Here is a 23015-nt window from a genome sequence, read left to right as displayed (position 1 = left end):
GGATGGATGCAAACCATCCGGTAGTATTTTACGTTTCCTGTGTTTTTAGCGAACGAATATAGTCTCCAATTACTTCCATTCCAGTAAGTCTCTCTGAAAGAATTTGCGGATCAACAACTGTGATCATCCGTTCTTCCAAATTAACAATCGTTGTAAAATAAGGTGTTTTTGAATGGGCTAATAATTCGGATGATGTAAATGTATCCTCAGATATATCGAGAATTTCCTTTGCATCGAGAACGAGTAAACCGATATCAAGACCTTCTGTTTGGACGACTACAACTTTCGCATTTTTATGATCCTTAGCCGAATTATCATATAATATCCATTGAAAATCCAAAATGGGAACTAGTTCTCCCCTTATTTTCATCAAACCAAGCATATATTCTGGTAGATGCGGAATCGGGTTCACCTGCTGCAACTTTTCAACGGAAATGACAATATCCACGGGCAGGGCGTATTCTTCTTGCCCACATTGAACGATGACCGCCTTCAGATTGCCCATCGTCAAGCCTCTTTCGTAGCTGCAATCCGAACAATTTCAATCAATAACTCTGTAAGCTTATTCAATTCCGCTACCGGCATGCGCTCATTCTTCGTATGGATTTCTTCATAGCCGACAGATAAAGTGACAGTTGGGACACCTGTACCATTAAATACGTTACCGTCACTTCCGCCTCCACTTGTCATCAATTCTGGAGTCCTACCAATATTACGGATTGCCTCCATCGCCGTCTGAACGACTTCTGCCTCTTCTCCAAAACTAAAGCCAGGATACGCCAACTTCACTTCCGTTTCGGCTCTTCCTCCCATTGCAGCTGCAGTCTTTTCGAAAGTCTCAACCATATGCGCAGTTTGTTTATCCAGTTTTTCCGGATTGATAGAACGCGCTTCCGCTAAAATTCGAACTTCATCGCATACAATATTGGTAGCCTGTCCACCTTCGAATCGACCAATATTTGCTGTCGTCTCGGAGTCAATTCTGCCAAGTGTCATTGCGGCAACCGATTTCGCAGCAATATTAATAGCTGAGATTCCCTTTTCAGGCGCTACTCCTGCATGTGCAGTCTTTCCATAAATGGTTGTATGAAGTTTAGCTTGGTAAGGTGCAGCTGTTACAATGCCTCCAACTTTACCGTCGCTGTCTACAGCATAGCCATATTTTGCTTTTAAATGTGAAGGGTCCATTGCTTTTGCCCCAACAAGTCCACTTTCTTCACCTGCTGTTATGATAAATTGGATATCACCATGTGGCTGGCCACTTTCTTTCAAAACTCTTACCATTTCAAATAAAGCTGCAAGGCCTGCTTTATCATCTGCCCCTAAAATCGTCGTTCCATCAGAATAAATATAGCCATCTTCTCGTAACTCTGGTTTAATGCCCTTCCCTGGCACTACCGTATCCATATGACAAGTGAAATAAATCGGATCCGCGGTTTCGACAGTACCTTTTAAAGTCGCAATTAGGTTTCCAGCCCCGTGGCCCGTAATTTCTTTGGAATCGTCTTCAAAAACGGAGAAACCAAGCGCCTCCATTTTCTCTTTTAATACAGTTACGATAACTTCTTCGTGTTTTGTTTCTGAGTCGATTTGTACAAGTTCAAAAAACTCTTCTAATAATCTTTGCTCATTCATTTTGTTTCTCTCCTTCTAAATTCTTAATTATAATGGAATATTTCCATGCTTTTTACGAGGTCGGGTTTCCTGTTTATTTCTCATCATTTCAAGCGCCTGCAATAATTTAATGCGAGTTTCTCTTGGGTCGATAACATCGTCGACCATTCCGTGCGAGGCTGCCACATATGGATTCGAGAATTTCGTTCGATATTCCTCAATCTTTTCAGCCCTTGTACCTTCCGGATTCTCACTGTTCATGATTTCACGTGCGAAAATAATGTTAGCTGCACCTTCCGCCCCCATCACTGCAATTTCAGCGTTCGGCCAAGCATAGACGACATCTGCGCCAATTGCTTTTGAATTCAATGCTACATATGCTCCACCAAATGCTTTGCGAAGGATGACCGTAATCTTAGGAACGGTAGCTTCAGAATAGGCATAAAGGATTTTAGCTCCATGACGAATAATGCCCCCGTGCTCCTGTTTGACACCTGGGAAGAATCCAGTCACATCTTCAAATGTGATTAACGGGATATTGAATGAATCACAAGTCCGGATGAACCGGGCAATTTTATCGGAAGAGTTGATATCTAACCCCCCTGCCATCACTTTAGGCTGATTACAAATCAAGCCGACCGATTCACCATTCATCCTCGCAAATCCAACAACTGCATTTTTCGCGAACTCCGCCTGTACTTCAAGGAATGATCCTTCATCGACAACCTGCTCAATAACTTTTCGAATGTCATAAGGGCGAATCGTTTCAAATGGCACAACGTCTGCCAAATCATTTCGATAATCGTCATTCGAATCCGCCTTCAACTCCGGTGTTTTTTCGTTATTATTTTGTGGAAGATAGGAAAGCAGATGACGAACTTGCTCTAAAACCGTCTTTTCATCCTTCCCACGGAAATGAGCATTTCCACTAATTGAATTATGTACTTTTGACCCACCTAAGTCTTCTGAAGAAATTTTTTCACCTGTTACAGTCTCTATCACTTTAGGCCCTGTGATAAACATTTGGCTCGTTTCATCTGTCATAAGAACAAAATCAGTGATGGCTGGTGAATAAACAGCTCCGCCCGCGCATGGGCCTAAGATGACCGAAATTTGTGGGATGACGCCCGAATAGATAGCATTCCGGTAAAAAATCTCACCATATCCATCCAATGAAACGACGCCTTCCTGAATACGCGCTCCGCCCGAATCATTCAATCCGATGAATGGTGCTCCGTTTTTCGCAGCAAGATCCATGACGTTCGCAATTTTCATGGCATGCATTTCACCAAGTGCTCCACCAAACACAGTGAAGTCTTGAGAAAACAGGTAGACTGGTCGTCCGTCGATTTTTCCGTAACCGGTAACTACCCCGTCACCAGGACCCGTCTGTTTATCCATGCCAAAATCGCGTGTTCGATGGACGACAAATGGATTCAATTCAACAAAAGACCCTTCATCTAACAACAGATTGATGCGTTCCCGAGCTGTCAATTTTCCCTTTTCATGCTGTTTTGCAATTCGCTCGTCACCGCCGCCTAACTCTATTTCTCTTTTCTTATCATATAATTCATTGATTTTATCATAAATGTCCATTTGGCTTGTCCCCTTTGTCACATAATTCATAAAGCACGCCGAAGGAAGATTTCGGATGTAGGAAGGCTACGTCGGCACCTCCTGCACCAACATTCGGCTCCTCCTGAAGTAGGTGAACACCTTTTTCCTTCAATTCAAGCATTCGTTTTCTAATATCCGTTACACCGAAAGCAATATGATGGATTCCCTCTCCACGCTTTTCGATGAACTTAGCAATTGCGCCTTCTTCACCAATAGGCTCTAACAATTCAAGCTTGACGTTGCCAGCATCTATGAATGCCACTTTCACTTTCTGATTTTCTACCTCTTCAATTCCAAGCAAAGTAAGCCCCAACGTATCTATGTAATGTGGAAGCGCATTCGTTATATCTCTGACAGCTATACCGATATGATCTACTTTTTTCATCTCGCATCCCCCTCCCTATTTCATTGTAACGTTTTGTGAATAATTCCGCTACACCTTGAGAAATTCTGTATTTCTGTTAAAATGTATGTATATCGAATCGTGAGGAGATTGCCTAATGAGTAATAAAAAAGTACAAAAGTTCGTTGTATATATGATGGTTCTGGCAATGGTTGCTTCTAGTATTTTATTCGGATTAAGCATGTTTCTTTAATAAAAAAAAATGCCCAGGTTATAATGCCTGTGCATTTTTTTGTCCTAACCTTTAATCCGAAAACGCGCCCTTATCTGGAATTGCTTTAATAACCGTTGATTTGCATTCCAGCCGGACGCTTTCCGGAGGGCGTGCGGTGAACCAACCCGTTCGCTTCGCTTCCGTTGGTTGTTTCACCTGTCCCGCTGATCCTCCCGGAGTCGCCGGCTTCCACTCCAATCAACTAAGAATCTGCTTATTTATTCTAATCCTAAAACAGCACACCCTTATGCGGGGAAAAGCGCTCTATTGTTTATTAACATGATTTATGATAAGATTCCTCAGATTATTTCCAAATGAGGTTTTTAATTTATTTAACATCAATGTTTTACTGCGAAATCTTGTAATTTATCAGGCTTAAATTCATCTGTATTTAATTAGTATTTTCACTATCAAAAAAACGCCATTTCAAGCTATATGCATAAATCCATGTCCCATTATAATTAGTATCAATCTGTTCCGACTGGCCATCGCAAAAGAAAACTGAAGCATCTTTTACAATTACTGATGCTTCATAAATATCACCAGAGTAATTATCTAAAGGTGGTCTTAGATTCAGAGCCGTGACTCCTTCAAAAATCATTTCAATACTACTACACTGTTGGCTATCTACTTTAACCGTTACTTTTCTTAAATTAGTTAAATTCATAATTTTATCGGAATCAACAAAACCCCCACTAACATAGTTGATTTCATTAATAATAGAATCATGAAAAAAGCACGTCTGTTTCATAAGCATATTCACATCATCTTGCGTCTCGATAAAATGCCATTCTGTATGGTTTATATCACTATATAAATTTTTTTCAAAAATACTACCTCTTAGAGGAATTGCTTCGCCATTTAATAACTTAATTAAGGAATCAGTATTATTCCACAACCATGGAAAACCAATATAATCAAAAAATTTGATATTTGATTTTAATAATCCCTTATATCTATCTAGTTGCTCATCTACAGATTGTGATTTTAGATAAATCCAGTCACTTGGTCTTGCTAAATTGATTGAATTAATAAGTGCGGAAAGTTCATTGTGCGTTTTATCCAAATAATCATAAAACATTAAGCAATTCCCCATATCTTCAGGAGTCAACACTAATAACTTTTCATAGTATCCAGTGTTAATTATTGCATAAACTTCAGATTTAAAATAAGTATCCTTTTCTTTATCATAAACACGCACTCTCATTTAATAACACCCTCTCCACCCTCCCTAAGTAAATACATTATATCTCTCTTATTTTCCTTATTGTAGAGTACTCTATTAATACTTTATCAAAGATGACCCATTTTATCTTATTACTTGTGATACGGTTCACTTTTTCTTAATGGTGAAGTTAATTGACCAGCGCTTGATTGCCATGTCTTTTGGATGAATATTATTTTTCCACATAACAGGATAGTGAAAATCGACCATACTACCGATATGATGTACAACAAACCCACAGTGTCGGGTTCCATTTTAAAATTCTGTAACGCTGGTACTCCAATGTAAAAAGGCATTTGGATATATATGAAGTACATGATACCTAAATAGATTATTAAAATGAAACTAATGATCCTAATCTTCTTGAAACTGGGCTTCCTAAAAGAAATCTCTTTCGTACCTTTAAATAGTTGAAAAATAGTTAATCCCACTATATATAAGATTAAAATACTAAAGATAATTACAATAAAAAGGATTATCTGCACAAGTAAATGGATTTTTGGAAAGTCCTTCTCCAACAATTTCGTGGGTGTTCCACCATCTATTATTCTATAAAGGTTAAAACCAGAGTGATACGTTATATCCTGTTTAGAATTTGCTAAAAGGATAAGTCCAAAGGTTTTGTCTGATGAAAGTACAATGGTTGACGTAAAGCCTGGTAAACCACCATCCATAGAAATATTATGTGGGTACACATTCCAGTTGTATCCTGCACCGTATTGATTGGGTTTGAACATTTGATCTATGCTACTACGATCCAGTAATTTGCCTTGTGCCCCTTGCCCATCGTTTAATAGTAAACATAAAAACTTTGATAAGTCATCAACATTTGATGATAGCCCAGCAGATGCGGATGTTGCATACACTAATTCTTCTTTAAAAGGCTTTATCTTTCCCCAGTGATATCGATGACCCATTGCGGTATTCGACAATTGACTATCATCAAAAATGAAATATCCTGTCCGGTTCATTTGAAGCGGAGTAAAGAGGTTTTCTTCCATATATTGTATGAATGATTTGCCTGTTACCTCTTCTATTACTAACTGTAGTAAGTCCGTATTCATATTGGTGTATTCATTAACAGTCCCCGGTTTTCCCACTAACGTAACATTCTTTAGTTTGTGTTTAATTTTATTTATAATTTCTCTGCTTTCTAAACTACTAATCTCATGTACATTTAACCTACCAGGTAATCCACTGGAGTGGTTTAGTAAATGCTCAATTTTGATTTCATTAGAAAGCAAAGTATCTTTTGTAGAAAACCAAGGAAGATAATCAACCACAGGCTGTTCAATATCTATGTAACCTTCCTCTTGGAGTTTTAGGATACCAAGTGAAACGAATACTTTCGATACTGAACCTAAATGAAAATTAGTGCTTTCGTTTATTAGTTCAGATTTATCTCCTACATTTAAAGTGCCGTAGCCTTTAGAATATACAACACCATTCCTGTCCACTAATGAAAATGCCATACTCGGAATATTATGTGTCCTCATGTTATATTCAATTTCTTCGTCAATCATTTTAATTTTTTCTTCTAAATTATCAATAGTTGCGGAAGCCTCAGTAGAATAGGCTAAAAAGAAGACTACAAAAATTGAAGCACACAGTAATAGTCTAAATGTTTGAGTTCTTATCTTAGATTCCCCCTCATTTCATTTATAAAAAACAGACCCCTAAAGATTTTATGGAGTCTGTTTCTCATGAATTTTACCTAAATTATAACATTGTTTATTAGTGAGTCCACTTATAAATTTCCTAAAATATTCTTACTTATGACTATTTCTCTCCTCTGTTTTACCACTATTTGTGATACGGTTCACTATGATTAATCCCAAACAACTTTAAATGAACCAATAATTTTTTATATACTATTCTACCACCAATCTGGCCCGATTGTGATACTGGGCGCATTCCCTTACATGGAAATGCGCGCAACAATGAACAACATCGATAATCTTAGCCCGTTAAATGACCAGCTTGCTGTATACGCCGCCATCTTCTAATCTATTTTAGTACATCCCCCTTGTTCCCATGGCTTCCAAGATGAAAAAAGCGAGAATGGAAAACGACAAGTCGTTTCCATTCTCGCGATAATCTGCCTTAGAGGAATTTTTCAGTGCCCTCACCTGCATAGGACTGTTTCTTTATTATACTTCTTCGCAATATTCTTCGAAATAACCTTGTAGGTTTGTTACAACCGACATTGGGTCATGTCCTTCTATTTCATAGCGCCCTACTTCTGCTACAAGTTTGCCATCTTTTAATAGTGCGAAGGATGGCGATGAAGGAAGGTGGTCTTCGCCGAAAATCATACGCGCGTATGCAGTTGCTTCTTTATCTTGTCCTGCAAAAACTGTGACAAGGTGATCAGGGCGTTTGTCGTAATGGACGGCGTGTGCTGCTGCTGGACGTGCGATGCCTCCTGCACAACCACATACGGAGTTAACCATTACTAGAGTAGTTCCGGAACGTTTGAATGCCGCGTCTACTTCTTCAGGTGTTGTTAGTTGTTCGTAGCCGCTTGTTTCCATTTCGTTGCGTGCTGTTTTTGTGATGTCATCCATATAAAAATTAAAGTCCATTGTCATTTTAGTCGTCCCCTTTCTTTGTATGAGTTTATCATAGCAGGTGGTACATTTAGTTGCAAAAAAGATAGATTGGAAATGAATAATTTCTAAAAAACGGATTTTCGCTTCGGGTGGACGCTTTCCAATCGAACTACGAAGAGTTCGATTTGCCGTATTTCTGCGCTCCTTTTGCAGAAATTAAGGCAGGGGTTGCTGGAGTCGCCACCTTCCGCTACAATCCTAATAGTGTTATTCATTAGAGAAAATCCTGTCTACTGCGTTTGCGACTGTGATATCGCCTGACAACAACTGGCCTTCCAGATCAGTTACAAGTTCTCTCTTCCCTTTTTCGGAGAAGAAGTTGTCGATTAGTCGGTCGCGGATCATGGAGTGGAACCAGTCTTTTGTTTGGGATTGTCTGCGTTCGTTCCATACCCCGCTTACTATCATTTGATCTTGAAAGTTGGTGATGGTTTCCCAGACTTTGTCGAGTCCTGTTTTTTGTAGCGATGAAACAGGCATGGCGATGGTTGTCCATCCTAATGTTGCGGGTTGGAGGAAATGAAGCAATTGACTGTATTCTCTTACTGTCTTTTTAGCAAGCTTCAAGTTATCGCCATCCGCTTTATGGACGATGATGGCGTCTGCGAGTTCCATTATCCCTTTTTTCATACCTTGTAATTCGTCTCCGGCACCAGTTAAAACAAGAAGCATGAAGAAGTCGACCATTCCCCTTACGACGGTTTCACTTTGGCCAACACCGACTGTTTCGATGAGGATGATGTCGTATCCCGCTGCTTCACATAAGAGCATTGTTTCCCGTGTCTTTCTGTGGACTCCGCCAAGTGTTCCGGAAGAGGGGGACGGCCGGATGAAGGCGTTCTTATGCCTCGCGAGCGTCTCCATTCTTGTTTTATCGCCTAATATGCTTCCGCCTGTCACAGTTGAGCTTGGGTCAATAGCGAGCACAGCCACCTTAGACCCACGCTCAGCCAACTGAAGGCCGAACGCTTCGATGAATGTGCTTTTCCCAGCCCCCGGTACTCCCGTTATGCCGATTCGAATACTGTTTCCTGTCTGAGGAAGCAGTTTTTTCAATAGATCTTGACCCGCCTTCTTATCCGTTACATTTATGCTTTCCAATAGAGTGATTGCTTTGGATAAATGAAGTCTTGACCCGTTACAGATTTCTGCGTAAAGATCCTCGATCTCAATTGCTCTTTCTTTTTTAACAAATCGTTTGCGAGTTGGGGCAACCATGCCATCATGCGAGGACTCAATGCCGTTCATTACATGCAATGCGCTGTCGTCCTGTAAACGATTCTTTTTATTCACTCTGTCACTTCCTCATAACCGAGCGCTTTGTAAATATCTTCTATCACTTTCTGTGCCGCTACAGGGATGACCGTTCCAGGACCGAATATTGCCGTCGCGCCATTACTTCTTAGGAAGTCATAGTCCTGGGCAGGAATGACCCCGCCAACGACAATCAGGATGTCTTCACGGCCGATTTTCTTCAGTTCGTTATGCAATGTAGGCACAAGTGTTTTATGTCCTGCCGCAAGTGAACTTACTCCGATGACATGCACATCATTTTCAGCAGCCTGCAACGCAGTCTCTTCCGGAGTTTGAAATAAAGGACCGATATCCACGTCGAATCCGAGGTCGGCAAATGATGAGGCAATTACTTTCGCGCCACGGTCATGTCCGTCTTGTCCCATTTTTGCAATAAGAATCCGCGGTCGACGGCCTTCATTTTCTAAAAACTCTTCAGACATTCTTTTCACTTCTTCGATTTCTTCAGCATTCGTGAAGTTCGAGCTGTATACGCCACTCACCGAACGAATCACCGCCTTATGTCTGCCCGACACTTTCTCGATTGCATCCGAGATTTCCCCTATCGTTGCCCTTGCCCTTGCTGCTTCCACCGATAACGAAAGAAGATTACCTTCTCCGTCCTGTGCGGCATGAGTAAGTGCTTCCAACGCTTTTTCGACTGCATTTTCATTGCGATTCTTTTTCACTTCATGAATACGATCGATTTGTTTTTGGCGAACAAGCGAATTGTCGATATCCAAAATATCAATCGGCTCTTCTTTTTCAAGTCGGTATTTATTCACCCCGACAATTGTTTCTGCACGCGAGTCAATTTTCGCTTGACGTTTTGCAGCTGCTTCCTCGATTTTCATTTTCGGCAAACCAGTTTCGATTGCCTTCGCCATACCGCCCAATTCTTCGATTTCTTCGATTAAAGCCCAAGCCTTTTCCGTTAGTTCAGCGGTTAGCTTTTCGACATAATATGAGCCGCCCCATGGGTCAATCGTTTTCGTCATATATGTTTCTTCCTGAAGGAATAATTGCGTATTACGCGCTATTCTTGCTGAGAAATCAGTCGGTAGTGCAATCGCTTCGTCAAGTGCATTTGTGTGTAATGACTGCGTATGGCCCATTGCTGCAGCATTTGCCTCAATCAATGTTCGGGTTACGTTATTAAACGGATCCTGCTCTGTCAAACTCCATCCCGAGGTTTGGGAATGAGTTCGTAAGGCGAGTGATTTCGGGTTTGATGGATTGAATGATTGCATCATTTGTGCCCAAATTTTTCGAGCTGCGCGCATCTTGGCGATTTCCATGAAGTAATTCATGCCAATTGCCCAGAAGAAAGATAGGCGTGGGGCGAATGAATCGATATCAATGCCTGCTTTAAGTCCAGTCCGGACATATTCCAACCCATCCGCCAATGTATAAGCAAGCTCGATATCCGCTGTTGCCCCGGCTTCTTGCATATGGTAGCCAGAGATTGAAATGGAATTGAATTTCGGCATATTCTTTGATGTATACTCAAAAATATCCGCAATAATCCGCATCGACATTTCAGGCGGGAAAATATACGTATTGCGAACCATATATTCTTTCAAAATATCATTTTGAATCGTCCCAGAGAGTTTTGATGGCGAAACACCTTGCTCCTCAGCAGCAACGATATAAAAAGCCATGATTGGAAGAACCGCACCATTCATTGTCATTGATACCGACATTTGATCGAGTGGAATCCCGTCAAAAAGGATTTTCATATCTTCGACCGAATCGATTGCGACACCGGCCTTTCCAACATCGCCTGTTACACGTGGATGATCGGAGTCATAGCCACGGTGTGTCGCGAGGTCAAAGGCGACAGATAATCCTTTTTGCCCCATCGCCAAGTTCCGTCGATAAAAGGCATTACTCTCTTCTGCAGTTGAGAATCCTGCATACTGCCTAACAGTCCATGGACGAGCTACATACATTGTTGGATAAGGCCCACGCGTATTCGGTGCGATGCCCGGTAGATCATCCAAATGCGAAATTCCCGCAACATCCTCAATTGAATAGCTTTTTTTAATTTCAATTCCTTCATTCGTAAGGAACGGCTTTTCATTACTTACGGAATGATTTGTGATTTTCAGCGCGTTGATATCAACTTTATTGAAATCTGGTTTCATCATTTGTAGCCCCCCCTTGCCATGAATCAAAAATGGTATGGAGTTTTTCAATTTTGTTTTGACCACTGAAAATTGTGCCGTTCAACCCTTTCGCACACCATTTTCGTTCAGTTTCCTTATCGACTTTACCTGCGACATCCAATAGTAGACCTTCAGGCATTTTTTCAAGGATTGATTCAACGATATTAGACAGTTCCTCATCCGTAGCACAAATAATTGCGTAGTCAGGTTTCGCTGTATTCAACCATTCAATAGCTTGTTCGGCTGTTTGGAATGAAGGACTCCATTCACTTTTTATACCGCCTGAAGCCAAGAATCCTGTAACGAAATCTGCACGAGGCTTGAAGTTTTTTAACTCGCCGAATGTAACTAACACTGTTTTAGGCTGGTTTTCACTCGCTAATTTCCGAAAATCCTCGAATGGTTTCGCTAGCCTATTCAGTTGCTTGAACCCATCCCAATCATCAAAATTTGTAGTTCCAAGTTCGGCATATACATTTGTGCCGGTAAGTGATCTTTTGCCAGTATTCACTTCTGTTTGACGTTTTGACAAGAGTTCCTTCAATTCGCCACCTTGAAGAAAGACGTCAAGTCCACCCTTATTTTCGATTTCCAAAAATAAATCCCAAGCCTTTTCGACAAGTTCATCAGTTAATTCCTCGATGAAGTATGAACCGCCAGCAGGGTCAAGCACTTTTTCTACATGAGTTTCTTCCTTTAAAACAAGTTGAATATTCCTTGCATATCGTATCGAACTTGCATTTGGCCCAGTCAAACAATCATGAGGATGAACTGTTATAAAGTCAGAGCCGCCCAAAATTGCTGCAAATGTTTCATTTCCTGCACGCAGCAAATTTACATAGGGATCCAGTTTTGAGTAGGATCGTACTGAAGTTACAGCCATTATTGGTATATATGGTGCATCGTCAATTTCATATGCTTTTGAAAAAGCTTTCCATAGAATCCGGAATGCTCGTAGTTTAGCAATTTCCATGAAAAAATGCGTGTCAATTGCAAACCGGACGAAGAAATTATCCGCAAACGATTGGAATGATTCTGTCCCTTCAGCAATTCGGGCAGCTTCAGAAAGGGCGATGGCAAGTTCTAAAACAGCATCGGCACCATCATGATGTACTTTCCAAAGATCCGCACCGATTGTCCTTAAATTTTTATAACCGACAGAAATTATCCAATCTTCCGACTGAACGACCCCCTTCACGTTTTCCCTAATTTCATGATGAACAAAATCAAAAGCTCTTAAAATAGGATCATCATTCTTAATGTTCATAAAAAACACGGGATATTCCGACAGCAATGAGGCTAACTGCAGTAATTCATCCTCTTCCCAGTCAAATGAAAACGAGCCATCGTAAACGATTGATTCATTTCCTCTATCAAGTGAATTTTTCAGTTCGGCAATAAAAGAAGATGCATGATCAGCAATGGTTTGTTGTGCAATTGTCCAACCTCGGTTTTCTTTCATTGACTGAATGGTTGTCGTGTTTTCATTGTTTGTTTTTTTATAATCTGTTTTTTCGAAATAAAGGGGCTGGAGGTTAATGCCCTCCCATGTTTTTGCAATTAGACTTTCATATGGCTTTCCTTTAAGTGATTGTATAGCAATCTCTTTCCACTGCTTAAAGTCCGCTTTATTAAATGTTGTTTTTTTCATATTTTCAACTGTCAATGGAATTGCTCCTTTCGTTATTCATGAGGAGTCGTGAAAACTATGTAGAAATTATTTTATAATTCTTTAAAGCCTATTTATAGTGTACCTGACATGCAATTTCTTTGAAAGTCAGAATGGCAAATTTACTCTCTTCATACACAAAAAAGCTGTCCCCCTAAAAGAGAGACAGCTGAAATTTCATCAATAGACAGATGTGTTATCTGCTGTTATATTTTCGAGTATTTCTTTAACGCGTGCAAGGAAACGTCCCGCTACGAGTCCGTCCAATACACGGTGATCAAGTGATAGGCAAAGGTTTACCATATCTCTTACAGCGATCATGCCACCATTCATGACGACAGGACGTTTCACGATGGATTCGACCTGTAGGATGGCAGCTTGCGGATAATTGATAATACCCATCGATTGGATAGATCCGAAAGATCCTGTGTTGTTTACAGTGAATGTACCGCCTTGCATTTCGTCGGATTTGAGTTTTCCTGAACGGACTTTTGAAGCCAATTCATTGATTTCCCTTCCGATTCCTTTAATTGTTTTTTCATCTGCATGTTTGATGACAGGTACAAACAAAGCATCTTCCGTTGCTACTGCGATGGAAATATTGATGTCTTTCTTTTGGATGATTTTGTCCCCGGCCCACATGGAATTCATCATAGGGAATTCTTTCAATGCCTGTGATACAGCCTTCACGAAGAAAGCGAAGTATGTCAGATTGAAGCCTTCCTTTTGTTTGAAATCATTTTTCAATGAATCACGGTATTGGACAAGATTCGTCACATCGACTTCAATCATAGTCCACGCATGAGGTGCTTCATGCTTAGAACGGAGCATGTTAGTCGCAATTGCTCGGCGCACACCAGTGATTGGAATTTCGATATCACCAGCAGCAGTAGGAATTGCCTCAGGGGCAGCAGGTTTGTTAACTGGACGCGCCTCTTGGGAGGGTGCCGCCTGAACAACTTCAGCAACCGGTTCAACTTTCTGTGCAGCCGCTGTTGGAATTTCGCCACTGTCGATAATCGCTTGAAGGTCTTTACGCGTTATGCGCCCTTCTTTTCCGGATCCTTCAACGAGCGAAAGGTCGATATTGTTTTCTTGCGCCATTCTCATAACTGCTGGTGAAAAGCGGGCTGCTCCTGCTCCGCGTTTAAGAGGCGAGGCCGGTTTTTGAGATCCAGCAGCTGGCATTTCGTTCGCAGGTTCCTCTTTTGCAGGCACTGCTGCAGGTTGACTAACCTGTTCAGCATTCCCTTCCGCTCCGCCTTCCGTTTCAATCGTACAGACGACGACTCCCACTTCCACCGTTTCGCCCTCTTGCACGGTAATTTCTTTAATTACACCAGCGAAAGATGAAGGGATTTCCGCAGTAACTTTATCCGTATTCACTTCTGCCAATGGATCGTATTTATTAACCGTGTCGCCGGGTTTAACAAGCCACTTTTCAATCGTTCCTTCTGTAACGCTTTCGCCAAGTTTAGGCATTTCGATTTTTTCAATTGCCACTTCGAAATCCTCCTTTCCGATTAAAATTCTGCTAATTCACGCGCTGCTTTTTCAACTTTATCCGGGTTGACCATGAAGAACTTTTCCATTGTTGGAGCATATGGCATAGCAGGAATATCAGGTCCCGCAAGACGTTTGATAGGTGCATCAAGGTCAAAGAGGCAGTTCTCTGCGATTATCGCAGAAACTTCACTCATTACGCTACCTTCCAGGTTGTCTTCCGTCACTAACAATACCTTACCCGTTTTTGAAGCAGCTTCAATGATTGCTTCTTTATCGAGTGGATAAATTGTACGCAAGTCTAAGATATGTGCAGATATTCCATCTTCAGCAAGCCTTTCAGCTGCTTGTAGTGCAAAATGTACACATAGTCCGTATGTGATGATCGTAATATCATCACCTTCACGCTTCACATCGGCCTTACCTATCGGCAAAACGTATTCCTCTTCAGGAACTTCGCCTTTTATCAAACGGTATGCACGCTTATGCTCAAAGAAAAGTACCGGATCATCATCTCTGATAGCCGCCTTCAAGAGACCTTTTGCATCGTAAGGAGTAGAAGGAATAACGATTTTCAATCCTGGTGTACTTGCGAACATGGACTCGACTGATTGGGAATGGTATAACGCACCATGAATTCCACCACCAAATGGAGCGCGGATAACAATCGGACAAGACCAATCATTGTTTGAACGGTAACGGATTTTCGCTGCTTCAGAAACAATCTGGTTCACCGCAGGCATTATGAAATCCGCGAATTGCATTTCGGCAATTGGACGCATTCCGTACATTGCAGCTCCAATTCCAACACCGGCAATCGCAGATTCTGCGAGTGGCGTGTCGAGTGCACGGTATTCACCAAATTGGTCATAAAGGCCAGTTGTCGCTTTAAATACGCCACCCTTTCTACCAACGTCCTCTCCAAGAACGAATACATTTTCATCCCGTTCCATTTCTTCCTTCATCGCAAGTGTAATTGCATCAATATATGAAAGTACAGCCATTATTGGTCTCCCCCTTCCTCTTTATAGACATGGCGAAGTGCATATTCCGGTTCAGCGTAAGGAGCCTTCTCCGCATAGTCAGTCGCTTCATTGACGATTCTCTTGATGCGTTCGTCAATATCTTTCTCAAGCGTGTCATCCATGACACCGGCTTCTTTCAAGTAAGCTGCAAATTTAGGGATTGGATCATTTTTTCGTTCAGCTTCAAGCTCTTCTGCATCTCGGTATAGACGATGGTCATCGTCTGAAGAGTGAGCAGTCAAGCGGTAACAAATTGCTTCAACAAGGCTTGGTCCTTCTCCGCTACGAGCACGGTCAGCAGCTTCCTTTACTACACGGTAGACTTCGAGTGGATCTGTACCATCAACTGTTACGCCGGGCATGCCGTATCCAACTGCACGGTCCGAAACGTTTTCACAAGCCAATTGTTTTTCAAGAGGCACTGAAATTGCATATTTATTGTTTTCGACCATTACTACAGTCGGTAATTTATGGACTCCTGCAAAGTTCATCCCTTCGTGGAAGTCCCCTTGGTTGGATGAACCTTCACCTAATGTGACAAATGTGATGAAGTCTTCTTTTTTCATTTTAGCCGCAAGTGCAACTCCGACAGCGTGCGGAAGTTGTGTTGTAACAGGGGAAGATCCTGTTAGGATACGGTTTTTTCGTTGTCCGAAGTGACCAGGCATTTGACGGCCTCCAGAGTTCGGATCTTCTGCTTTTGCGAATGCTGAGAGCATTAGTTCTTTTGGTGTCATTCCGAAGTGGAGGACGACTCCCATGTCGCGGTAATATGGTGCAATCCAGTCTTTGTTTTTGTCAAGTGCGTATGCTGCTCCGGCTTGAGCGGCTTCTTGCCCTTGGCAGGAGATGACGAATGGAATTTTTCCGGCACGGTTTAATAGCCACATGCGTTCGTCCAAACGTCTAGCCATTACCATTGTTTCGTAGATTTCTAGAACATTTTCGTTCGTCAATCCTAATTCTTCATGACGCAATTTCGCCATTGTATGAATCCCCCTTCGTTTCGGTTGTCATATTAATAAAACTGTTGCTTTCCGTTCCAGGCGGACGCTTTCCGCGGGCATGGCTTCAGCTCATGCTATTCCCGCAGGAGTCGCCGCCTTCCACTACAAGCAACAGAAATCACAAGAAATAAATATAATCTGATATGATATATTGAAAATTACATATGAATAGCTTTTCCGTCTACTGCAAGTGCTGCTTCGCCCATTACTTCGGAAAGGGATGGGTGTGGGTGGATTGTAGATGCTACTTCCCATGGAGTGGCGTCAAGAACCATCGCAAGGCCAGCTTCGGATATTAAATCTGTAACATGAGCTCCGATCATATGGATGCCTAATAGGTCGTTTGTATCTTTGTCGGCGATAATTTTTACAAATCCATCTGCGTTACCATTGACGAGTGCTTTGCCGATTGCTGCAAATTGGAATTTACCTACTTTTATATTGTATCCTTGCTCTTTCGCTTGTGCTTCAGTCAACCCGACACTTGCAGCTTCAGGGCTTGAATAGATGCATCGGGAAATGTTTGTATAATTAATCGGTTCCGTTGAAAGTCCAGCAATATGTTCAACAGCAGCTATCCCTTCATGTGAGGCAACATGTGCCAATTGAAGTCCGCCGATTGCGTCGCCGATTGCGTAGATATGGCTTTCTTTCGTTTGGAACGTCGATTTAGTCTGTATGTAGCCTTTTTCTAACTGGATTTCGGTGTTGTCGATGCCGATTCCTTCAGTATTGGCCTGCCTTCCTACGGATACAAGCAATTTCTCCGCAGTAAACTCTTTCGTTTCACCAGCAATTTCAGCTGAAATGGTAACTGCTTCTTCTGATTTTGAAAGCGTTTCAGGCAATACTTTTGCACCTGTGATGAAAGTGACTCCTCTTTTCGAAAGAAGTTTTTTCATTTCTTTTGATATATCTTCGTCTTCAGTTGGGATGATTCTGTCAGCGTATTCAATTACTGTAACTTCCACTCCAAAATCACATAACATGGAAGCCCATTCGATTCCGATTACTCCACCGCCGACGATTAACATCGACTTCGGTAATTTAGTCATTTTCAACGCACCATCTGAAGAAAGAACTTGGATTTCATCCAGTTCTAGTCCCGGTAAAGTGCGGGGTCTTGATCCGGTAGCTAAAATAAGGTTTTTTAAGATGAGCATTTCATTTTCTTCACCATTATTCATTTCAACAGAAATGGTGCCCGGCATTGGAGAGAAGATGGATGGGCCTAACATTCTGCCAAATCCTTCATAGACATCTATTTTGCCTTTCTTCATCAAGGCAGTAACACCTTTATGAAGCTGTTGGACGATTTCTTCTTTCCTTGCTTGGACACGGGTAAAGTTTAGCGTGGCACCGGCTGTTTCGACACCGAAATGCGCAGCATCCGTTTTAGCAATTTTGTAGACTTCAGCGCTTTTCAGCAAAGCCTTGCTTGGAATGCATCCTTTATGCAAGCAAGTTCCGCCAAGTAGCTCCTTTTCAACTAAAGCTGTTTTAAGCCCTAATTGTGCTGCACGAATAGCTGCTACATACCCGCCTGTTCCGCCGCCTAAAATAACTACATCATATTCGACTGCCATCTGTTTATGGCCTCCTCTTTGCTATCCATCACGCGGGATAGGTTTTTGCTTTCTCCTCACCGTTCAAGACGCGTAAAGCACCTTCTGCAAGTGCTTGTAATTCATCTTCTCCGGGATAGACAACTACATCTGCAATCCATTGAACTCGGGAGTTTATCATTTCCACGTATTGTTTCCCGTAAGCAAGCCCTCCGGTTAGAATGATGGCATCTACTTTCCCTTCAAGGACAGTTGCGGCACTTCCAATTTCCTTTGCCACCTGGTATGCCATCGCTTCGTAGACAAGAGCCGCTTCTTCATCGCCTGCATCAATCCGTTTTTCTACAGTGACAGCATCATTTGTTCCAAGGTATCCTACGAGTCCGCCTTTTCCTACCAATTTCGACATGATTTCTGTTCTGAAATAAGTTCCTGAATAGCAAAGATCGACTAATTCACCGATTGGAACTGTTCCCGCTCGTTCCGGGCTGAATGGTCCGTCTCCGTGCAAGCCGTTATTAACATCAATCACTTTTCCAAAACGATGTGCGCCAACTGTTATGCCTCCACCCATATGAGTGACAATGAGACGCAAATCTTTATAACGTTTACCAATTTGTTTGGCATACCGTCTTGCAACTGCTTTTTGATTTAAAGCATGAAAAATCGATTTTCGATTGATTAATGAAAATCCTGAAATACGGGCAAGCGGATGCATTTCATCAACAACTACTGGATCTACAATATATGCCGGAATCTTAGTGGCATTTGCGAGTTTCTCGGCTATGATGCCACCAAGATTGGATGCATGTTGTCCGGAATAGCCCTTTTTCAAGTCTTCGATCATTGGGGCATTGACAATATATGTTCCGCCCGCAATTGGACGGAGAAGTCCACCCCGACCACAAACTGCATGCAGTTCATCCAAGGCGACTCCTCCGCGCTCTAACGATGCGATAATAGAATCTTTCCTGAAAACGTATTGATCGATAACCGAAGGATATTGTGCAAGTTCCTCTGCTGAATGTCTCAATGTGTCTTCAAATACAAGATGCTCATTATCGTACACACCGATTTTCGTTGATGTTGACCCCGTATTGATAACAAGGATCCTAAAGATCTCATTATGCACGAACATCCCTCCTACTCTTCTGAGATGCGCCGTCTTTTATTTTTTATTTGAAAGAACACTTTTTTCATTTTGCAAAAATTGGCTACGAGATTTGGCAACTCTTGCAATTCTTTCTTCTGCAAGGCGGTCGGCAGCTACGTATGTTGGGATATTATCACGTTTTGAAATCGCAAAGATTTGTTCGATTGTGTCGTAAATTCCTGCCACGCGTTTCATCGCACGTTCACGGTTATAGCCTGCAAGCTCATCAGCCACATTGATAACACCGCCTGAGTTGATGACGTAGTCTGGAGCGTAAACGATTCCCATTTCATGAATGATGTCGCCATGTTCAGGATTTTTCAATTGGTTGTTTGCAGAGCCAGCGATAACTTTGCATTTAAATTGTGGAATCGTTTCGTCATTGATGATTGCTCCAAGTGCACATGGTGCAAAAATATCTGCGTCTTGTGAATAGATTTCATCAATTCCGACAGCAATTGCACCGAATGCATCAACAGCACGTTGTACGGCCTCATTGTTTATGTCCGTTACGATCAATTTAGCGCCTTCTTCATGGAGATACTCACAAAGTGTATAGGCTACGTTACCGACGCCTTGTACAGCAATCGTCTTGCCTTCAAGGGAATCGCTACCGAATGCTTCTTTTGCTGCAGCTTTCATTCCTTTGTAAACGCCGTAAGCTGTAACTGGTGATGGATTTCCTGATGAACCGAATTCCGCGGAAACTCCTGTAACATAATCAGTTTCTAAATGGATTAAATCCATATCTTCTTCAGTTGTACCAACATCCTCGGCAGTAATGTATCTACCATTTAAACCTTCAATGAAGCGACCAAACGCGCGGAACATTTCATCATTCTTATCCGTTCTTGGATTTCCGATGATAACTGTTTTCCCGCCTCCAAGATTCAATCCGGCAGCTGCATTTTTATATGTCATACCTTTTGCAAGTCGTAGTGCATCTTCAATTGCTTCTTCTTCACTTGCATAAGTCCACATGCGAGTTCCACCCAATGCTGGTCCAAGTGTTGTGTCATGAATCGCGATGATTGCTTTAAGGCCGGAAGTTTTATCCTGACAGATAACAAGTTGTTCATAATCGTGAGTTTCCATATATTTAAATAATTCCATGATGCATTTCCTCCTTGGGATAATCCGTATTATTTTTTTGAAGTTTGTATAGCTAACGCCAAAGAATACAACTTTGTTTCTGCACTATCAGATCTTGAAGTGAGAACAATTGGCGCTCTTGCTCCTTGTATAATTCCTCCGACTTTAGCATTGGCGAAGTACATAAGTGATTTATACAAAATATTTCCCGCTTCTATGGACGGAACGACAAGGATATCGGCTTTCCCAGCCGTATCGCTAACAATTCCTTTGTGTTGGGCCGATTTGACAGACACAGCATTATCTAATGCAAGCGGTCCATCGACAATGCAGTCTTTGATTTGCCCCCTCTGATTCATAACGACAAGCGCCGCAGCATCCGTCGTAGGTATCATGACAGGATTGATGGTCTCAATGGCTGCGAGGGGTGCAACAATTGGTACAGCAACTCCACAAGCTTTAGCAACCGCTACTGAATTCCGGATGATTTGTGCTTTCTCTTCAAGGTTAGGGGCAATATTCATCCCGGCGTCCGTTACAAATAGCAAGCGATTGTATCCATCAACTTCAAAAGCCGCTACATGGGAAAGCACCTTTCCTGTTCGCAATCCATATTCAGAGTTTAACACAGCTTTTAAGACAATTGCTGTGGGCAAATTCCCCTTCATTAAGACTTGCGCTTCCCCAGTCGAAACGAAACGGACAGCTTTCTCAGCTGCCTCCTGAATAGTATCGGCATGCTCAATCGAAATATAAGGATTGCTTTCTAATTCCGGGAAACGCGATTTAATAAGTCTCTTTAATAGCTCCTCATTATCAACTAAAATAAAGGAGGCAATCCCTCTCATCATTGCCATCTCCACCGCTTGGAGGACTTCCGGGTCCGCCGCACTTGCCACAGCTACTGTCCTAAAACCGGAGGCCGCAGTTTTTTCTACTAGTGCATTTAGTGTCGTCATTTCAGCCCTCCACCATTAGATAAGTTTAAATTTCTCTAGTTTGTAATATAAGGAGCGCAATGAAATACCGAGACGATTCGCTGTCAATGATTTATTTCCATTATGCTCGTCCAGAGCTTTTTCAAGGACTGATCGTTCGTAATCATCCATAACTGACGCAAGAGTACTCTTCTCTGGAAGAATCTCTTCAGTCGTTTTAACTTCGTTTGTAAAAAGTGACCTTCTAATATCCTCGACTTGAATAATTGACGAACCTGGCCCTATGTAAATCATCGCCCGACTGAGTACATTTTCAAGTTCCCGAACATTTCCTGGCCATTCATATCGTTGCAATCTATTCATTGCTTCATCAGATATTTCTCCAACATTCATCCCAAATTCTTGATTTAATTTCTTCAGTAATTGAACTGCAATTTCAGGAATGTCCGCCTTCCTATTTCGCAATGAAGGAATTTGAATGGTAATACGGTTTAATGCATAATACAAATCGATATTGAATGAACCTTCATGAATGGCTTTCTCCAAGTTTTTGGAGGTTGCTGCGATGATACGCACCGGATTAAATTCACGCTGTTCATTCATTTGAATTGTTCTTTCTTTTAAGTGATCCAATAACCTAAGTTGAACGCCTAAAGGCAAGTCAGTTACTTCATCAAGAAAAATACTGCCGCTAAAGGCCTCATCAAATAATCCCGATTTAACAGGCTTGGAACTATCTTGGTCATATTCCCCAAATAACTCCCTTTCAATGACGGAAGGGTCAATCGCACTGCAGTTCACACGTATAAATTTATAGGATTTTCTACTACTCTCACTATGAATAGCATTTGCAAAGAGCTCTTTCCCCGAGCCAGGTTCACCTCTTAATAAAACAGGTATATCCGACTTCGCAGCAATTTTTGCTTGATCAATTGATAGACGTATATCTGGAGAATTCCCGTGAATATCGGAAAATGTAAAAGTCGACTCCAATTTCCGAATGATTTGCTTAGCCCAATCAAGCTCTTTCATCAGATTTCGCATTTCTGTGATGTCATGGATGACACCAACACTGCCTTTCATCTGCTTGTTGACTATAATAGGAGCTACATTTACAATAACATCCCTATTCTCCTCACCTATTCGCATATTAACTCCGCGAATTGGTTTTTGTGTCTCTAAGACTTTCATATGGATACTTTCACCCTCGTTAATATCTACGGTGGCGGGTTTTCCAATCACTTCATCTTCAGACAAGCCTGTGATTCTTGTATATGCCCGATTGACAAGTACGCCATTTCCTTTTTCATCTACGACTGAAATTGCGTCATCACTTGATTGAATTATGGCTTCGAGCATCGTTTTTATTGATTTCAAGTCTGTAACTTCCTCAGCTAATTTGACTACTTCGGATACATCCTTGAAAACTGCAAACGCACCAAATCTTTCCCCAGTTGCTGAAATAAGTGGGTAACGAGAGCTGATTATTGCCAGACCATTCGGAAGAACCAATTCGTCATTCAGTTCAGGTTTTCCAGAATTAAGAACCCTAACTAACTTACTATCGGGAATTATCTCGAAAATCGATTTGCCAATTGTGTTGAAATCAGAAACTTCTAACATTGTGCAAGCGCTTTCATTTATGAAATCGACAATCCCCTTTTGATCAATCCCAATCATACCTTCATCAATTGAGTTGAGTATCAAACGCTGCCTATCCATCTCTGTTTGAATCCTTCGAAAGAATTGATCATTAGTTTTCAACAGGTCAATTAAAAGAACACTTTGCAAGGATATTCATTCTCCTTTTAGCACCATGCAATCTTTTGCAAATCTATTTTCATCATACACGATTGCACAGTTCTTGACAATATTTGTTGAGCAGGTAAAATAAAAAATGTTAAGGAGATTGATAAT

At 41.5% G+C, this 23015-nt stretch carries 19 protein-coding genes; 1 reads left to right on the top strand and 18 read right to left on the bottom strand.

Going from position 1 to position 23015, the window contains the following annotated elements:
• Positions 1-28: 28 nt before the first annotated feature.
• From ACFPZG_RS12715 to mce, 4 genes are read right to left on the bottom strand one after another with little or no spacing between them, the layout of a single operon-like run.
• Entirely contained in the window at positions 29-505 is a 477-nt protein-coding gene (locus ACFPZG_RS12715; RefSeq protein WP_317940731.1) for a chemotaxis protein CheW, read from the bottom strand.
• A 2-nt stretch (positions 506-507) separates the two neighbouring features.
• Positions 508-1635, bottom strand: a complete 1128-nt coding sequence (locus ACFPZG_RS12710) for a M20/M25/M40 family metallo-hydrolase (RefSeq protein ID WP_283732146.1) — start codon at positions 1633-1635, stop codon at positions 508-510.
• Positions 1636-1662: 27 nt separating this feature from the next.
• Entirely contained in the window at positions 1663-3210 is a 1548-nt protein-coding gene (locus tag ACFPZG_RS12705) for an acyl-CoA carboxylase subunit beta (protein ID WP_317940732.1), read from the bottom strand.
• Positions 3197-3616, bottom strand: a complete 420-nt coding sequence (mce, locus tag ACFPZG_RS12700) for a methylmalonyl-CoA epimerase (RefSeq protein WP_283732147.1) — start codon at positions 3614-3616, stop codon at positions 3197-3199. Before mce ends, ACFPZG_RS12705 begins: the two co-directional genes overlap by 14 nt.
• A 115-nt stretch (positions 3617-3731) precedes the next feature.
• Between mce and prli42 the strand changes: the two genes are divergently transcribed.
• Positions 3732-3827, top strand: coding sequence for a stressosome-associated protein Prli42 (prli42, locus tag ACFPZG_RS12695; RefSeq protein WP_317940733.1), 96 nt, complete (start codon positions 3732-3734; stop codon positions 3825-3827).
• A 412-nt stretch (positions 3828-4239) separates the two neighbouring features.
• Here prli42 and ACFPZG_RS12690 read toward each other — a convergent pair whose 3' ends face one another.
• The 14 genes from ACFPZG_RS12690 to ACFPZG_RS12625 form a co-directional block, all read right to left on the bottom strand.
• A complete protein-coding gene (locus ACFPZG_RS12690) occupies positions 4240-5055 on the bottom strand; it encodes a hypothetical protein (RefSeq protein ID WP_283732149.1) in 816 nt (271 codons plus the stop codon).
• A gap of 110 nt (positions 5056-5165) precedes the next feature.
• Positions 5166-6596, bottom strand: a complete 1431-nt coding sequence (locus tag ACFPZG_RS12685; protein WP_283732151.1) for a serine hydrolase domain-containing protein — start codon at positions 6594-6596, stop codon at positions 5166-5168.
• A 627-nt stretch (positions 6597-7223) separates the two neighbouring features.
• Positions 7224-7664 carry a BrxA/BrxB family bacilliredoxin gene (locus ACFPZG_RS12680; protein WP_283732152.1) on the bottom strand — a complete coding sequence of 147 codons (441 nt, stop codon included), beginning with the start codon at positions 7662-7664 and terminating at the stop codon, positions 7224-7226.
• 228 nt (positions 7665-7892) lie between these two features.
• Complete coding sequence (meaB, locus tag ACFPZG_RS12675; RefSeq protein WP_317940783.1) at positions 7893-8933, bottom strand: methylmalonyl Co-A mutase-associated GTPase MeaB; 1041 nt, start codon at positions 8931-8933, stop codon at positions 7893-7895.
• A 41-nt stretch (positions 8934-8974) separates the two neighbouring features.
• Positions 8975-11128, bottom strand: a complete 2154-nt coding sequence (gene scpA, locus ACFPZG_RS12670; RefSeq protein WP_317940734.1) for a methylmalonyl-CoA mutase — start codon at positions 11126-11128, stop codon at positions 8975-8977.
• Positions 11106-12812, bottom strand: coding sequence for a methylmalonyl-CoA mutase family protein (locus ACFPZG_RS12665; RefSeq protein ID WP_283732153.1), 1707 nt, complete (start codon positions 12810-12812; stop codon positions 11106-11108). The genes scpA and ACFPZG_RS12665 overlap by 23 nt, the downstream gene beginning before the upstream one ends.
• Before the next feature lie 183 nt (positions 12813-12995).
• Positions 12996-14318 (bottom strand): dihydrolipoamide acetyltransferase family protein, encoded by a 1323-nt coding sequence (locus tag ACFPZG_RS12660; protein ID WP_317940735.1) that lies wholly within the window; start codon positions 14316-14318, stop codon positions 12996-12998.
• A gap of 20 nt (positions 14319-14338) precedes the next feature.
• Entirely contained in the window at positions 14339-15322 is a 984-nt protein-coding gene (locus ACFPZG_RS12655) for an alpha-ketoacid dehydrogenase subunit beta (RefSeq protein WP_283732154.1), read from the bottom strand.
• The gene (locus ACFPZG_RS12650; protein WP_317940736.1) at positions 15322-16329 is read right to left on the bottom strand and encodes a thiamine pyrophosphate-dependent dehydrogenase E1 component subunit alpha; all 1008 of its coding nucleotides are present in this window, start codon (positions 16327-16329) and stop codon (positions 15322-15324) included. Before ACFPZG_RS12650 ends, ACFPZG_RS12655 begins: the two co-directional genes overlap by 1 nt.
• 179 nt (positions 16330-16508) lie before the next feature.
• Entirely contained in the window at positions 16509-17936 is a 1428-nt protein-coding gene (lpdA, locus tag ACFPZG_RS12645) for a dihydrolipoyl dehydrogenase (protein ID WP_283732155.1), read from the bottom strand.
• A gap of 28 nt (positions 17937-17964) precedes the next feature.
• A complete protein-coding gene (buk, locus tag ACFPZG_RS12640; RefSeq protein ID WP_317940737.1) occupies positions 17965-19047 on the bottom strand; it encodes a butyrate kinase in 1083 nt (360 codons plus the stop codon).
• A 36-nt stretch (positions 19048-19083) separates the two neighbouring features.
• On the bottom strand, positions 19084-20181 hold the full coding sequence (gene bcd, locus ACFPZG_RS12635) for a branched-chain amino acid dehydrogenase (RefSeq protein ID WP_283732156.1): 1098 nt from the start codon (positions 20179-20181) through the stop codon (positions 19084-19086).
• A gap of 29 nt (positions 20182-20210) precedes the next feature.
• Positions 20211-21119, bottom strand: a complete 909-nt coding sequence (gene yqiS, locus ACFPZG_RS12630) for a phosphate butyryltransferase (protein ID WP_283732157.1) — start codon at positions 21117-21119, stop codon at positions 20211-20213.
• A 15-nt stretch (positions 21120-21134) separates the two neighbouring features.
• Positions 21135-22889, bottom strand: a complete 1755-nt coding sequence (locus tag ACFPZG_RS12625; RefSeq protein WP_317940738.1) for a sigma 54-interacting transcriptional regulator — start codon at positions 22887-22889, stop codon at positions 21135-21137.
• Positions 22890-23015: the final 126 nt, after the last annotated feature.

The sequence above is a fragment of the Sporosarcina thermotolerans genome, from assembly GCF_042658975.1.
GTDB classification, from domain to species: domain Bacteria; phylum Bacillota; class Bacilli; order Bacillales_A; family Planococcaceae; genus Sporosarcina; species Sporosarcina thermotolerans.
The sequence above is the reverse complement of the archived record's forward strand: the minus strand, read 5'-3'. Positions and strand labels throughout refer to the sequence as shown.